Source organism: Verrucomicrobiia bacterium (assembly GCA_026414565.1).
Classification (GTDB): Bacteria; Verrucomicrobiota; Verrucomicrobiia; order Limisphaerales; family Fontisphaeraceae; genus Fontisphaera.
Map to the genome: position 1 here is coordinate 178665 of JAOAIT010000018.1, position 14889 is coordinate 193553.

10 protein-coding genes are annotated in these 14889 nt (G+C 58.6%); 8 read left to right on the plus strand and 2 right to left on the minus strand.

What is annotated here, in order from left to right:
• Positions 1-6: 6 nt before the first annotated feature.
• The 5 genes from N3J91_04980 to N3J91_05000 are packed head-to-tail and all read left to right on the plus strand — an operon-like array spanning position 7 to position 6450.
• Positions 7-1482 (plus strand): monovalent cation/H+ antiporter subunit D family protein, encoded by a 1476-nt coding sequence (locus N3J91_04980; protein ID MCX8155794.1) that lies wholly within the window; start codon positions 7-9, stop codon positions 1480-1482.
• A complete protein-coding gene (locus tag N3J91_04985) occupies positions 1479-1739 on the plus strand; it encodes a hypothetical protein (protein MCX8155795.1) in 261 nt (86 codons plus the stop codon). The genes N3J91_04980 and N3J91_04985 overlap by 4 nt, the downstream gene beginning before the upstream one ends.
• Positions 1732-3519 (plus strand): Na(+)/H(+) antiporter subunit D, encoded by a 1788-nt coding sequence (locus N3J91_04990; GenBank protein MCX8155796.1) that lies wholly within the window; start codon positions 1732-1734, stop codon positions 3517-3519. Before N3J91_04985 ends, N3J91_04990 begins: the two co-directional genes overlap by 8 nt.
• Positions 3520-5019 carry an NADH-quinone oxidoreductase subunit M gene (locus tag N3J91_04995; protein MCX8155797.1) on the plus strand — a complete coding sequence of 500 codons (1500 nt, stop codon included), beginning with the start codon at positions 3520-3522 and terminating at the stop codon, positions 5017-5019.
• Between the two features lie 15 nt (positions 5020-5034).
• Entirely contained in the window at positions 5035-6450 is a 1416-nt protein-coding gene (locus tag N3J91_05000; protein MCX8155798.1) for an NADH-quinone oxidoreductase subunit N, read from the plus strand.
• Between the two features lie 12 nt (positions 6451-6462).
• Here the strand turns inward: N3J91_05000 and N3J91_05005 are convergent, their stop codons facing one another.
• Positions 6463-7005 carry a ribonuclease H-like domain-containing protein gene (locus N3J91_05005; protein MCX8155799.1) on the minus strand — a complete coding sequence of 181 codons (543 nt, stop codon included), beginning with the start codon at positions 7003-7005 and terminating at the stop codon, positions 6463-6465.
• Positions 7006-7116: 111 nt separating this feature from the next.
• Here N3J91_05005 and N3J91_05010 point away from each other — a divergent pair, with 111 nt between their 5' ends.
• Together N3J91_05010 and N3J91_05015 are read left to right on the plus strand one after the other, a co-directional pair.
• On the plus strand, positions 7117-9771 hold the full coding sequence (locus N3J91_05010) for a hypothetical protein (GenBank protein MCX8155800.1): 2655 nt from the start codon (positions 7117-7119) through the stop codon (positions 9769-9771).
• Between the two features lie 6 nt (positions 9772-9777).
• Positions 9778-11058 carry a valine--pyruvate transaminase gene (locus tag N3J91_05015; protein ID MCX8155801.1) on the plus strand — a complete coding sequence of 427 codons (1281 nt, stop codon included), beginning with the start codon at positions 9778-9780 and terminating at the stop codon, positions 11056-11058.
• A gap of 3 nt (positions 11059-11061) precedes the next feature.
• Here N3J91_05015 and N3J91_05020 read toward each other — a convergent pair whose 3' ends face one another.
• The gene (locus N3J91_05020) at positions 11062-12045 is read right to left on the minus strand and encodes a hypothetical protein (GenBank protein MCX8155802.1); all 984 of its coding nucleotides are present in this window, start codon (positions 12043-12045) and stop codon (positions 11062-11064) included.
• Positions 12046-12501: 456 nt separating this feature from the next.
• Here N3J91_05020 and N3J91_05025 point away from each other — a divergent pair, with 456 nt between their 5' ends.
• Positions 12502-14847, plus strand: coding sequence for a hypothetical protein (locus N3J91_05025; protein MCX8155803.1), 2346 nt, complete (start codon positions 12502-12504; stop codon positions 14845-14847).
• Positions 14848-14889 lie beyond the last annotated feature (42 nt).

Consider the following 14889-nt stretch of genomic DNA (forward strand, 5'->3'; position numbering starts at 1 on the left):
CCGGTCATGGAAAGCGCCCACGATGTCCGGCTGTTATTAGCCCTGCTGGCCCCCCTGTTGGGAGCGGGGCTGGTGCTGTTGAACCGCCAGCATCCCAACCGGCGTGAAGCCGGCTCGCTGGTGGCGGCCGTGGCGTTGCTGGCCATCACTTTGTCGCTGCTGCCGGAAATCAAGGCGGACCGCAAACTGGTCTATACTCTTTTTTCCTTGCTGCCGGGGCTGAGCATCAGCCTGCGCGCGGATGCCTTGTCCATGCTTTTTGCCGTCACAGCCTCCGCCTTGTGGGTGGTCACCGTTTTTTATTCCGCGGGTTACATGCGGGGTCTGCGTGAGCATGCCCAGACACGCTTCAATGTGTGTTTTGCGCTGGCTTTGTTTGGGGCCATCGGCTGCGCCTTCGCGGATAATTTGCTCACCCTGTATCTCTTTTACGAAATCATCAGCATCACCACCTATCCCCTGGTGGCCCATCATCAGGATGAGGAAGGATATACAGGCGGTAAAAAGTATCTGACCTATCTGACTCTGACGGCCAAAGGTCTGGTGCTGCCCGCCATGGCTGCAATCTATGCACTAACCGGCACATTGGACTTTGCCGACAACATCCGGCCCGGTATCTTGCCAGCAGACACCTCGCGGCTGGTCTTTACATTCTTATATGTCGCCTGCCTGCTGGGATTCGCCAAAAACGGCATCATGCCTCTTCATCATTGGCTGCCCGGGGCCATGGTGGCTCCGACGCCGGTGAGCGCCTTGCTGCACGCTGTGGCGGTGGTCAAGGCAGGCGTGTTTGCCACGGTACGCGTCATGTTGCACGTATTTGGCACGGAGCGGATGGAGGCTTTTGGTCTGGGACTGCCCACGGCGTATTTTGTGGCCATTACGATTGTTGCGGCCTCAGTCATCGCCCTCAGTCAGGACAACTTGAAATTGCGGCTGGCCTACTCGACCGTGAGCCAGTTGTCGTATATTATTTTAGGGGTGGCCTTGTTGACCCCTGCCGCCATCGAAGGGGGGCTGGTCCATATTGCCAACCATGCGTTCTCCAAAATTACACTCTTCTTCTGCGCGGGCGCGATCTATGTCGCCACTCACAAAAAAAACATCTCTGAGATGGCCGGGCTGGGCCGTGCGATGCCTGTAACCTTTGGGGCATTTGCAATTGCTTCACTCAGCATGATCGGAGCGCCCCCCGTGGCGGGTTTTGTCACCAAGTGGAATCTGCTTCTGGGTGCATGGGATGCGAAGTCCGTCCTCATCATCGTCGTGTTATTGGCGAGCACACTTTTGAACGCAGCCTATTTCGTGCCGGTTGTCTATCAAGCCTTCTTTCGTGCCTTCCCGGAAGGCGAGACTCAACCCCATGTCCGCGAGGCCCACCCGGCGATGGTGGTGCCGTTGGCGATTACCGCCGGAGTGTCGGTGGTCCTTGGGTGTTACCCTGATTTCTTCATGCGCCTGACGCAGGCGGTGCTGCCATGAAACTGGTCCAACTCATTGAATGGTTAAGGGCGCGCTTGCGCCTGGTGATCAAGGTCTGTTTGGGCGTGCTGGCGACGTTGGTGGTTTTGGACGCCCTGCCGGCCATCGTGGACAAGAGCCACGCCCACACGGAGGTGGAAAAGTGGCCGGGGTTCTGGGCGGTTTTCGGGTTTGTTGGATGCGTCTTTCTAATCGTGGCATCCAAGGCCTTTGGCAAGCTGGGCATCATGCGGGAGGAGGATTACTACGATGAGTAATTTCTGGCTGCATCCCGCCCTCATTCTGGTTTTAGGCGCGCTGGCTCTGCCCTGGATTCCGGCGCGGGCACGCAAGCTCTGGCTGCTGGCGGTGCCGCTGCTGACGTTCTGGCGGGTGGCCCAACTTACACCGGGCGTGCAGGGGGAGCTGGGATTTTTGCAGTGGACACTGGTGTTTGGGCGTGTGGATGCGCTGAGTCAGATCTTCGGTTACATCATGGGGTTGGTGTGTGTCATAGCCACGCTCTATGGCCTGCACGTCCAGGAGGCTGGCCAGCACAGCGCAGCATGGTTTTATGCCGCCGGCTCCCTGGGGGTCATTTATGCGGGGGATTTTCTGACTTTGTTTGTGTTTTGGGAGCTGATGGCCTTTGCGTCGGTTTTTTTGATTTGGTACCGGCGTGAGCCTCGTGCCTTGGCGTCTGGTTTCCGATATCTATTGGTACACGTGGCCGGCGGTTTGTCCTTGCTGGCTGGCATTGTTTTGCATCATGGCGCCACAGGCAGCCTGGCATTTGAGTCGTTTCCTGCCAGTCAGGGGAATGCAGCGGGCTGGCTAATTTTGGCAGGATTTCTTTTGAATGCGGCCGTGCCGCCCTTGCATGCCTGGCTGCCGGATGCCTACGCTGAAGGCACATTCAATGGTTCGGTCTTTCTGTCCGCTTTGACCACCAAGACTGCGGTGTATGCCTTGTGCCGCGGGTTTGCGGGGTGGGAGATACTCGTGCCGTTGGGGGTCATCATGGCTTTGTACGGCGTGGTTTATGCAGTTTTGGAAAATGACTGCCGCCGCCTGCTGGCCTATCACATCATCAGTCAGGTGGGGTACATGGTGGCAGGGGTGGGCATGGGCACGGCCATGGCCATCAATGGCGCGTGCGCTCATGCCTTTGCCCACATTCTCTACAAGGGCTTGCTGTTTATGGGATGTGGCGCAGTCTTGCACATGACCGGGGAGAGCCGCTTTACGGGCCTTGGGGGATTGTACAAGAAGATGCCCTGGACTTTCTTGTTTACTTTAATAGGTGGCTTGTCCATTTCAGCGTTTCCCTTGTTTAGCGGCTTCGTGAGCAAATCCATGATTGTGGCCGCGGGATTTCAAGAGCACCGCCTCTGGGCGGCTTATTTGTTAATGCTGGCCTCGGTGGGTACGTTTCTGCATACCGGGCTGAAGGTGCCATACTTTATCTGGTTTGGACAAAACCGCTGCCGTGCGGAGACGTGGCAGCGCGCTACGGATCCGCCATGGAACATGAACGCAGCTATGGCCATTGCCGCATTCCTCTGCATTTTCATCGGTGTTTACACTCCCTATCTCTACAATATGCTGCCTCATCAAGCGGCGGTGGCCAGCTATCATCCTTACACGGCTTATCACGTTTCGGAGACGCTGCTGGTGCTCTTGTTCACAGCGGTGGGATTCTTTCTTTTGCTCAAGAAACTCGAACCCACCCCCACCGTCAGTTTGGACCTGGACTGGTTCTATCGCATGGCTGGGCGCGCCTTCTTACGGCTGGCCGAGGGGCCCGTGCAACGGGCCGACGCCTGGGTGGGGACACTTTATCAAAACCTCGGTCTGGCCGGTTTGATGCGCACGGCGCGGCTCACGGGGCAATTTGATCAGCGCGTCATTGATGGCGCCGTGGATGGCCTGGCGGCAGCCGTTGCGGCTGTAGGAGCGCGGATGCGAATGATTCAACGCGGGCACTTACAGGAAAGCCTCGCGCTGGCTTTCGCGGCTGCAGCGGTGCTGCTGCTTTTATTCCTCTGGTTCTGGTAAATGCCTGAATTGATTTACAACAATGGATTTCCCTGGTTGAGCGTGCTGATTTTCAGTCCGCTGGCAGCCTTGACGGTGTTGCTGCTCTTGCCGGGAGAACGGGCGCAACGCTGGTGGACGCTGCTGTTCACCAGCGCGGCGTGCGTGGTTTCGTGGGCTTTGTATTTCCAATTCAACACGCAAACCGCGGCATTTCAGTTGGTCGAGCGGCACCCCTGGATTTCACCCTGGCGCATTTACTACACCGTTGGCGTAGATGGCCTCAGTCTGTGGTTGGTTCTGTTAACCACCCTGGTTATGCCGCTGTGCGTGCTGGCCTCATGGGCCTACATTCAGACCCGCGTCAAAGAGTTCCTCGCCTCCCTTCTGCTGATGGAGACTGCGATGCTGGGGGTTTTTTGCGCGCTGGATTTTGTGCTCTTTTTTGTCTTTTGGGAGGCCATGTTGATCCCCATGGCCCTGATTGTCGGGGTATGGGGTGGCCCGCGTAAAATTTATGCTGCCTTGAAGTTTTTTGTTTATACGATGGCGGGGTCGGTATTCTTATTGGTGGCCATCATTGCGTTGTATCTCAAGACAGGATCATTTCACATCCCGGATCTCATGAATCGCGGCTTCGATGCCCCCTTTCAATTCTGGGTGTTTTTGGCGTTTTTCATATCTTTCGCCATCAAAGTGCCCATGTTTCCCTTCCACACGTGGTTGCCGGCTGCCCATGTCGAGGCCCCCACGGCCGGCAGTGTGCTGCTGGCCAGCATCCTGCTCAAGATGGGCACCTATGGTTTCGTTCGTTTCAGCCTGCCCATCACTCCGCACGCCGCCCAGGTTTTTGCCCCAGCCATTCAATGGCTCTCCGTGGTGGCGATCATCTATGGCGGCCTGACCGCTCTGGCGCAAACCGACATGAAGAAATTGGTGGCCTACTCCAGCGTGGGGCACATGGGTTTCGTCACGTTAGGAATTTTCACCTTTACCAGCGGGGGATTGGAAGGAGCAATGTTGCAAATGATCAATCACGGGATCACCACGGGGGCTTTGTTTATTGGGGTGGGATTGTTGTACGAGCGCCTGCATACCCGGGAAATGAACGCGGCGGCTGGATTGGGGAAATACATGCCCATTTTTATCACTGCCTTTGGCGTGTTTGCCCTGTCCAGCATGGCCTTTCCAGGGACCAATAGCTTTGTCGGCGAGTTTCTGGTTTTAAGCTCGGCTTTTGCGTCTGTGCCGGTGGTGGCGGTGGCGGCTGTGCCGGGAGTCGTCATTGCCGCGGCTTACCTTTTGCGGCTGCTGCAGCGCTTGGCGTGGGGGGGCACGCAAAACCCTGATCACACGGGCCTCAGGGATTTGGATTGGCGTGAAGTTCTGGCTTTATTGCCGCTGTTTATTTTAGTGTTTTGGCTGGGGTTAAAACCCGGGCCTTTTGTGGAAGCCATGCGGCCCAGCTTGGTGCTCCTGCTTCAGCAAGTTAAAGCCGGGATGCCTGTGCCCGGATTGTAGAGACAAACGGTTCTAATGCTGTCCTTCATCACATCTTACCTGCCTGAGCTGGTGCTGCTGGCCGGAGCGCTGGCCTTGTTTTTGGTGACCTTGGGTGAACGGCAGGGCAAGCTTGCCCGGCGTGTTGCACTAGGGGTGGCTCTGGCCACCATCCTGGGTTCCGTCGTGGCACTGCCGGCGGAAAACTTGCTTTTCGATGGCGCCTATCGGGTGGACGGTTTCTCGCAAATTCTCAAGCTGTTTCTGGCGTTGGGACTTTTTCTATCCCTATTGGCGGCAGGCGGTTTGCAGGACATTCCGGCTGACTTTCGCCCAGAATTTTATTTATTCACCGTCCTGAGCGGATTTGGCCTGGTCACACTGGTAAGCTGTGTGGATGTGCTTACACTGGTGGTGGCTTTGCAGATGGCGTCGTTTCCTCTGTATCTTCTGGTGCCGCTGCGACGCGAACGTGAGGGCCAGCGCGCCCAGATGGAGTCCGCCGCCAAATACATTATGTTTGGCATCGCCGCCAATGGCATCATGTTGTTTGGGCTGAGTTATCTTTATGGCATCACAGGGGCCACCGCCTTGCCGGCTTTAATGCAAAAGCTGCGTCCTTTTGCGGAATCCCCGCTGGCCCTGGCCGGTCTAACGCTGACCTGTTGCGGACTTTTTTACAAGCTGGCCGTGTTTCCTTTCCATTTCTGGACGCCGGACGTCTATCAGGGCTCCTCCAACGAATCCGCGGCCATCATCGCGTCATTGCCCAAACTCGGCGCGGTGGCCGTTTTAGCGCGTCTGACGGCCCTGGCCACCCCGGATAACCCCCGTTTTGCCCTGCTGCTGGCGGTGCTGGCCGCGGCCTCCATGTTTTATGGCAACCTGGCCGCTTTGGTGCAGACAGACCTCAAACGGTTGCTGGGCTTCAGCGGCATTGCTCACGCCGGCTACACGGTGGTGGGCTTGGTGGCATTGGATCGGGATGGCCGCGCCGCCGCCTTATACTATCTCTTTGCCTATCTCTTCATGATCCTGGCCTGCTTCGTGGTAATATGCGGCGTTTCCCGGGAAGGGCGCAACGTGGCCCTGGGAGAGTTGGCCGGACTGCATCGGCGCTCGCCCCTGTTGGCCTGGACCCTTTTAGTGGGCGTGTTCGGCCTGGCAGGAGTGCCGCCGCTGGCGGGGTTTATTGGGAAGCTGGCCCTTCTCAAGGCGGCACTGGCTCAAGGGTGGTTGTGGCTGGTGGTGCTCACGGTCATCAACAGCGCCATCGCCATCTACTACTACTTGCTGCTAATCCGCGAGGCGTTCTTCCGGGAGGCCGATAACTCCGCCCCGTTGGAATTAGATGCTTCGGCCACCTGGCTTTGTTGGTTGCTCACCCTGGGCATTCTCGCCCTTGGAGTGTTCCCCGGCCGAATTCTCGCGCTGTTGAGCATGGTGGTCTAGGCCACCGTTTTTTTATGCCAATCGCCACTTCACCGGCACTTTAACCTTTTTGCCGGTGTTGTCGAAATACCACACATGCTGATGGGCGCCACCGTATTCATGCAGGAGGCGGGTCAGTTTGACATCGTAGCAGCAATACTCCGCAATTTCCAAGAGCTTGCCCTGCTTGAACCATTCCAAGGCCTGCATGCCTTCGCTGGTTTTTTTCACGCCCAAGGTGGCCGCAGCGACATCGTCCAAGGGCAAACGGCGGTTGGTTACGGCCTGTAATTCCAAAAGCAAATCCAGGGAGGGCACCTGCCGCAAATCCATCGGGGTGTAGGCATGCAACACCTCGTAGTCAAACCGCTCATGGTTGTATCCCACCACCAAATCCGCGCGCAGCAGCTCCTTGATCAACTGATCCACCTGCGACTCGAGGAATATTTTGTACTCGCCGGCGGCGGTGCTGTAGATCACCCCCACACTCATGCGCATGTCCCCAATCTTGTGCCATCCGCCCACTTCCTCGGCGGATTTCTGCGTCTCCACATCCAGATAGACGATATTCTTCATCGCCCCGCTGTTGTACGCCAACCAGGCCGGCTGCCAATCCTATTTTGCCAGGAGTTCAGGCCGCTTTTATTTGCTCGCGCGCCCCCGGAAAAAACCATAAACCTGCAGATTATGAAACGTCACTGCATCTGCTGGTTGGTGGCTTTTCTGTTTCAGGCCGGCCTGGGGGGGCTTGCGGGCGCCCCGCTCCTGCCGGTCTATGATCTGACCCGGCCGGATGAAGCCCGGCAATGGCAGGGTCCCCACCATATTACTCAGCTTGAGCCAACGGCGGAAGGATTGCGCATGCACCTTGCGGGCAAAGATCCTTATATTCACAGCCCACCTCGTGATTTTCCTGCCGGCCAGATGCTATGGGCCATACTGCGCCTCAAATCTTCCTCCGGCGGTCTGGCGCAGTTGTTCTTTTTCGATCGCCACGCCACCGAGGAGCAGTCGCGCCGCTTTATGGTTCCCCAAGGCCAATGGACCGAGGTGCGTTTGCCCCTGCCGGCATTGGGGCCGCAATATCGTTTTCGTTTGGATCCACCCGGTGACTCCGGCGAGGCCATCCTCGCTTCGCTCCGCTTTGAACCACGGGCCGAGTTCACCCCCCCTCCACGCCAGTGGCAACCGCCGGCTGCCGGCCGCCGCATGGTGCTCAAATCCGGTCAGGTGGAATGGTGGGATGCCCCGGACTCACAATGGGGCGGCGAGATGCGTGTGAACGGGCAAGTCATGGCCTATGCGCATCCCCGCCTCCAGATTGCTTACGTGCATGAACTGAAACAGCATTGGCTCAACATCCCATCACCTCAGGTGGACCTATCCCGCGCCGGTTACCGGCTGGAGGCTACATGGAAAGACCCCCGCGGAGCGAACTGGCGCTATGTTCAGCACTTTCGCAGTGGTCTGACGGACGTGATCGAGGTACACACCATGTTGGAAACCTCGCAAGACACTGAGGTGCTGTATGCCCCAATGTTCCTGCTGTTCCCCGGCGAAGGGAGCTTTGGCACCAACAAAAGCCAGGCACTTTTCGCGGGATTGGAATATCTGGAAAATGAATCCAGCAGTTCCGAGGCGGACATCATCGGCCCGGAATCACGCCGCCAGGTGCCGGCCAATCACAAAATCACCTTCCCGCTCATGGCAATCCAGATGCACAGCCGTTATGTGGCTCTGGCTTACGACCGCCATCTTTCCTTCAGCGCCGTGTTTGACTCTCCTGACCGCCTCTATGGCAGCGGCGGCCACGTCATGGGCGTAATATGGCCGGAGTCGGATGGAGCCAACCGGCCGGAGGGGAGCCTGGTACCCCATTTTCCCCGATTGTTGCGGGCCGGCCAAAAAGTTGAATGCAGCCTGCGTTTGCTGGGAGGGCGCGGCGAGACGGTGATCCCGGCGGTGCAACAGTATGTGGCTCTTCATGGCCTTCCGGCCTATGCCAAGAATTACTTGGACTTGACCGCTTATGAGGAGCTGGCGTCCCTGGGATGGCTGCGCTCCAAAGCGCGGGAAGGCAACCGCTATCGTCATGCCGTCTGGCCGGGCTTTAATGCCCAACCCGCCGCCGACGCGGCCTTGTACATGACCTGGCTGGGTCGTCGGGCCTCACATTTCTCCACGGAACTTCACGCGGCCGCAAAGGAGGCGCTGGCTTTGGTGCCGCCGCAGAATTACTACCATTCCGCCGTCAGTCACGTGCGCAGCCCGGCCACGCCTCTGGTATTCGGCCATGTAGGGGAGAATGTGGCCACGGCACGCGCGTATGCCGCCGGCCTGCTCAAGCGCCTGGGAGATGATTATGTCATTCGTTACCGGCCACAATCGGGAGGCACCGATTATGCCCGGACATATTGGACAAATCATGCCAACGGCCTGACCTTTCAACCCCTGGCGGAAGCCCTCGAAGCTGCCGCCTTTTGCGGCGATCGCGAGCTGACGGCCCGCGCCCTAGCCGCGTTGCGCGCCCAACAACGCTACCAAAACGGTGTTCCCCGGGGAGCGCAAACCTGGGAGATCCCGTTGCACACCCCCGATATTCTGGCCTCAGCCCATCTGGTAAAAGCCTATGTCCTGGGCTACGAGCTGAGTGGAGATCCCGCCTTTTTGGAGCAGGCGCGCTATTGGGCGTGGACGGGTATTCCTTTTGTTTATTTGGTCCAACCCACTCTCGGAGAAGTGGGCATCTACAACACCATTGCGGTGCTGGGCGCAACGAGCTGGAAGGCACCCGTCTGGTTTGGCCAGCCGGTGCAATGGTGCGGGCTGGTCTATGCTGACGCGCTCTATCGGCTGGCCGAAGTGGACCCGCAGGGGCTTTGGCGCAAGGTCGCCGAGGGGATCACGGTGGCCGGTCTTCAACATACCTGGAAGGCGAATGACACCAATCGTGTGGGGTTGTTACCAGATTATTTCCTGCTGCGTGAACAGCGCGCCGATGGACCCGCCATCAACCCCGGCACAGTGGGAGCCAACGCGGTGAACTATTATACCCGGGCGCCCCTGTATGGCTTTCGGCGTCTTGTCCGGGCGGGTTTTAATGTGCACGCGCCGGGCCTGGTCCGGGTTCAGCAGGACACCCCCAGAACCGCCAGATTGAATGTGCAAGGCTGGCCGGCTCAAAATTATTATGTGCTTTTGTGTGGGTTGCCCGCCATGCCGAGGATTAAAGTGAATGGCCGCGAGCAGGCACTGCAGCCGCCCCACGAGGCGGATGCCGCCGCCGGTTGGATGGCCTTGCAGGTGCAGGGCGTGGCCACTGTCGAGGTGCAATTTCCGTAAGTTATAATGAATCCTGAGGTCATTTCGCGGGTGGGAGCCAAATGGTCGCAAGTGACGGGCATTGGCGAATTAATGGAGGATCTGGGGCATGCCCTGACAGTTGATCCCGAGATGCGCATGTTAGGCGGCGGTAATCCCGCCCTGGTCCCTGAATTTATGCAGGCCGCCCAGCAACGGATGGCGGCCATGTTGCGCGAGCCAGAGGCCATGGCGTCTTTGCTGGGCAATTACGATCCCCCACGGGGGCATCCCCGGTTTGTCAGCGCCTTCGCCGCGCTGTTACGGAGTATTTACCATGCCGACTTTGAGCCGGAAAACGTGGCGGTCACGGCCGGCAGCCAATGCGCTACTTTCTTTCTCATCAACCTGTTTGCTGGCAGAGGCAGGGGGAGAAAGCGCCACAAGATATTACTGCCATTGTGTCCGGAATACCTCGGTTATGCCGATCAGGGATTGGAGGAGGACATTTTCGTGGCCTGCCGCCCAAAAGTGGAGTGGCCGGCGGGAGCTGGGGGCCATGTTTTCAAATACCACGTAAATCTCGATGCGGTGCGGGAGCGCCTTGGACAGGGGGACATCGCCGCAATGCTGGTTTCACGGCCCACCAATCCCTCTGGTAATGTCATCTCAGAAGATGAGCTCTTAAGTTTATCAGACCTGGCCCTTCGGCACGACATCCCCTTAATCCTGGATCAGGCTTACGGCGTTCCCTTTCCCGCCATAGTCCACGTCCCCGTTAAACCCATCTACGCTCCGCATTTTATTCTGCTGTTCAGCCTCTCCAAGATTGGGCTGCCGGGTACCCGGACGGGCATCGTAGCCGGGCCAGCAAGTGTCACCTCGGCGGTAGCTTCCATGACGGCCGTTGCCGGTCTGGCCAATCCCTCCCTGGGACAGCACCTGGTGCTGCCCTGGTTGGAGGATGGCAGCATTTTGGAAATGGGACCACGCTGGCTGCAGCCGTTCTATAACGCGCGCCGTCTCAAGGCGCGCGAATGGTTGGAGGAAGCCTTCAAGCGGGCGCATGTCCCCTGGGCCATCCATGCAGATGAGGGCGCCTTTTTCCACTGGCTCTGGTTGCCTGAACTAAGCACGACGAGCCGCGAATTCTGCCGGCGTCTCAAGGCGCACAAAGTCCTGACCGTGCCAGGAGAATATTTCTTTTATGGCCTGGAGGAGGACTGGCCCCATCGTCATCAATGTCTGCGCATTAATTACTCCGGGCCGGAAAAGGTGGTACGCGAGGCTATTCATATCATTGCCCGGGAGGCAGCGCGCTGCCATTGAAGCTCAGGGGGTTCTGGCGGCAGGCGGAGAGGGCAGGGGAGCTGCCAGCGGCACCCGGGGCTGGCCGCCGCCCCCGATGCGGTCCGGGCCGTTGTTATCCACGACATGCAGGTTGGTGAACAGGCGATCCATGTCTCTTGACCAGGGATTATCGCGGCGGGCTGGGTTGATGTCGAATCCCCAGGCTTTTTTGAACTCATCTTTGACGCGGCCGTCCGGCCCCCATTCGGTGACGAGGGCATAAACGTCCCAAGCTGTATCATCCACGACATAGGCGCCGTAATCGCGCAGGGCCTGGGCCAGGCGGCGGGCTGGTTCTGTTTCCAAGCCCAATACCTGATCCGTTAAGTGAGGCGGCAACGCCAGCAACGCGCCCATGCGGCAGGCCTTGGGCGGCTTGCCCTTGGTGCCATAAACTTTCGCCGCATAACCATCCGCCCGCCGGGCGGGCCAACGGTAGCCGCGCGTCTCCTCGTCGTAATACAAATTGCGGGCGGCATAGAGATTGATTTTCAGAGCGTGCCGGATGGGGCCGGCGCCCGGCACCAGCTCACCGACACGCAATGTGCCGCCAATGCAGGACAAGCCGGAGCCGCCGTGAGCGCCATAATATCCCATGCCGTACAAGTCCTCATCGGCAAACACGTAGCGGCTGGTGCCAAAGCCAGGTTCACAACGGGCAAAAGGTTGCGTTTGCTTGATGGTGCGGCCGTCAGGCATCAGCACCGCCAGGCCCGAATTGGGGGTTGCTCCATCCCAAGTGTCGGGACTGACAATAAACTGCGGCGGTATGGGCGCTTTGAACAACAGCTCGCCGTCCTTGGTGCAGCGGCTTTTCTGGCGGTCCCAGCCGGCATTATTGCGGTAGATTTCCAGCAGGGGCGCCCTGGGGGTCAAAACAATTAAATCCTCATCAATGGTCATGCCCGCCCCGGTGGCTTTCTGAATGTTGGCAGGTACATAAACCGCCTCCCGGCCGATGGGCATATTCCAAATACTACGCTCATGGAAAGGATGTTTGAGCGGGTCTCGCCCGCCTGCTTTCGGCGACTCCCCCGCGGCCAGCGCTACGGCACCGGCAACCATTAACGCTGCGACGGCAAAAACCTCCGCGCGCTGGACAAAATCCCGACGGACGCGATATTCCTGCTGCATAGGTGGGAATCCTAATCTGATAGTCCGAAGCTGAAAATGGGATAAATCGAAATTGTGATCTTGCCACGCCCAGCACCTAACCGCTGCTGGCCGGTGGAAACAATCATGATTTGAAGACATCTCCTTGGCTGACCGTCCAATTTTCGGTAAATTGAATCCATGAATTCCCGGTGGATAGCCGTGCTAATGGCGGCGGTGCCATGGGGCTTTGTGGTGCTCGGGGCAGCCTCCACCCCTGGGTCTCCACAGCCTCCTGCTCCTTTGCTGGCCAGGGCTTTGGCTGGTCCCATGCGTGGGGTGGAGGAAATCGTTTACGTCACCCGCGCCCGTTACGATGATTCCCACTGGTACGCCAACATTGGCTATTATTGTGATGACGAAAACAAGAAGGCGTATGCCGGCAATGGCGCCCCGGACATCGGCAAGCTCTGCAAATGGAATCTGCGCACCGGTGAAGTGAAGGTGCTGCTCGATGCGCAAGGCGGCTCGGTGCGGGATCCCCAGGTGCACTACGACGGCGGGAAAATCCTGTTTTCCTATCGGCCCCAAGGCACGGATTATTATCATCTGTATGAGATCAACACCGATGGCACGGGGCTGCGCCAGATCACCCGCGGGCCGTATGATGATTACGAACCCACCTACCTGCCCGACGGGGACATTTTATTTGTATCCACCCGCGCCAAACGCTGGGTCAACTGCTGGATGACCCAGGTGGGCATCATGTTTCGCTGCGATACCAACGGCCAGCGAATCACCCAGGTCAGCGCCAATACGGAGCATGACAACACCCCCTGGGTTATGCCCGATGGCCGCATCCTCTACACCCGCTGGGAATACGTGGACCGCAGCCAGGTGGAATATCACCACCTCTGGGTCATGAACCCCGATGGCACCGGCGCCATGACCTTTTACGGCAACATGCATTCCTGGATCGTGATGATCGGGGCCAAGCCGGTGCCGGGTTCCGACAAGGTAGTAGCCTGTTTCTCGCCGGGGCACGGAGTAAATGAACATGCAGGCATCGCCACGCTGGTCTCACCGCAACTCGGCCCCGATAACAAAGGCGCAGCCGTGCCGCTGCATAAAGGCAGGCACATCCGCGATCCCTACCCTTTTGCCGAAAACTGTGTGATTGCCGCGCAGGACAACAAGATTGTGCTCATGGACGGCTCCGGGGCCGTGGAAACCATTTTCACCCATCCGGCCAATGAGCCGTTGCACGAACCCCGCCCGATTCAACCCCGCCCACGCGAGCCGGTCATCCCCCACCGCACACAACCCGCCGCCACCACCGGCCGGATGATCCTGGCGGACGTTTATCAGAGCCGCAACCTGCCAGGAATTCAACGAGGTGAAATCAAGAAATTGCTTCTACTCGAATCTCTGCCCAAACCGGTCAATTTTAACGGGGGGCCGGACCTGACCTCTTTCCTAGGCACCTTTACTTTGGAGCGCGTGCTGGGCACTGTGCCCGTGGAGCCGGACGGTTCGGCTTACTTCGAAATGCCGGCCAATCGTCAGATATTCTTCGTGGCCCTCGACGAAAACGACCTTTCCGTCAAGCGCATGCAAAGCTTCACCAGCGTCATGCCGGGGGAAACCCTGAGTTGCGCCGGCTGTCATGAGCCGCGCGCCCAAACCCCGCGTGAATCCCGGCCGGGGCCGGCGCTCCAGGCTTTGCGGCGTCCGCCCAGCAAAATTCAGCCCTTCGAAGGATTTCCCGATGTAGTGGATATGCACCGGGACGTGCAACCGGTGCTGGATCGCGCCTGCGTTCCGTGTCACAATCCGCAAAAACCTGAGGGGAAAATCATCCTGACGGGAGATTTGGGGCCACAATTCTCGCATAGTTACTTCACCCTGATCATGCACAAACTGGTGGCCGATGGGCGCAACGGCCTGGGCAATCAGCCGCCGCGTTCCCTGGGCAGCTCCGCCAGCCGCCTGCTTAAACTGGGTGATGGCTCGCATTATGGGGCGCGTTACACGGAGCGGGAATGGCGCATGCTGTGGCTGTGGATTGAAAGCGCCGCGCCTTATGCCGGTGCTTATGCGGCTTTGCGTAATGAAAAAAACCAACAACTGGCAGCACAAGCAGCAGGCATTGCCGCACAGGCCCTGGCGCCCATCCAGCACGCCCGCTGTGCTGGTTGTCACAATGGGCAGCCGAATGGACTGCCCATCAATCCCACCCATTACGACATGGATAAACGCCGTGCCCAGGCGGGACGGCCCACGGCACAATACGAACGCATCCTGACAGATCGGGATCCCTTCGCCCGTTATGGGCCGGATATTCTGTTCAATTTTAGCCGTCCCGAATTTTCCAAGGTGCTGCTGGCCCCCCTGGCCCGCTCGGCAGGAGGCTACGGTTGGTGTGGGGACATATTTAAGACCACAGAGGATCCAGACTATCGCCAACTGCTGGCCGCCCTTCGTCAGGCCAAAGCGTTGCTGGAAACGATGCCCCGATACGGCATGCCCAATTTTGTCCCCAATCGGCAGTACATTCGGGAGATGAAACGCTTCGGCATCCTTCCGCCCGAGCATGATCCCCGGCAGCCGGTGGATTTCTTCGCCCTGGAGCAACAATACTGGCGCTCCTTGTGGCATTATACCTCCGGCCCCTGACTTCAGCTCCCTCTTGGGCACGAAACCAGTCGCGGGTTGGGG

Coding starts and splice junctions, on each gene's coding strand:
- N3J91_04980 (MCX8155794.1), top strand. CDS start 7: ATGGAAAGCGCCCACGATGTCCGGCTGTTATTAGCCCTGCTGGCCCCC.
- N3J91_04985 (MCX8155795.1), top strand. CDS start 1,479: ATGAAACTGGTCCAACTCATTGAATGGTTAAGGGCGCGCTTGCGCCTG.
- N3J91_04990 (MCX8155796.1), top strand. CDS start 1,732: ATGAGTAATTTCTGGCTGCATCCCGCCCTCATTCTGGTTTTAGGCGCG.
- N3J91_04995 (MCX8155797.1), top strand. CDS start 3,520: ATGCCTGAATTGATTTACAACAATGGATTTCCCTGGTTGAGCGTGCTG.
- N3J91_05000 (MCX8155798.1), top strand. CDS start 5,035: ATGCTGTCCTTCATCACATCTTACCTGCCTGAGCTGGTGCTGCTGGCC.
- N3J91_05005 (MCX8155799.1), bottom strand. CDS start 7,005: ATGAAGAATATCGTCTATCTGGATGTGGAGACGCAGAAATCCGCCGAG.
- N3J91_05010 (MCX8155800.1), top strand. CDS start 7,117: ATGAAACGTCACTGCATCTGCTGGTTGGTGGCTTTTCTGTTTCAGGCC.
- N3J91_05015 (MCX8155801.1), top strand. CDS start 9,778: ATGAATCCTGAGGTCATTTCGCGGGTGGGAGCCAAATGGTCGCAAGTG.
- N3J91_05020 (MCX8155802.1), bottom strand. CDS start 12,045: ATGCCCATCGGCCGGGAGGCGGTTTATGTACCTGCCAACATTCAGAAA.
- N3J91_05025 (MCX8155803.1), top strand. CDS start 12,502: ATGCGTGGGGTGGAGGAAATCGTTTACGTCACCCGCGCCCGTTACGAT.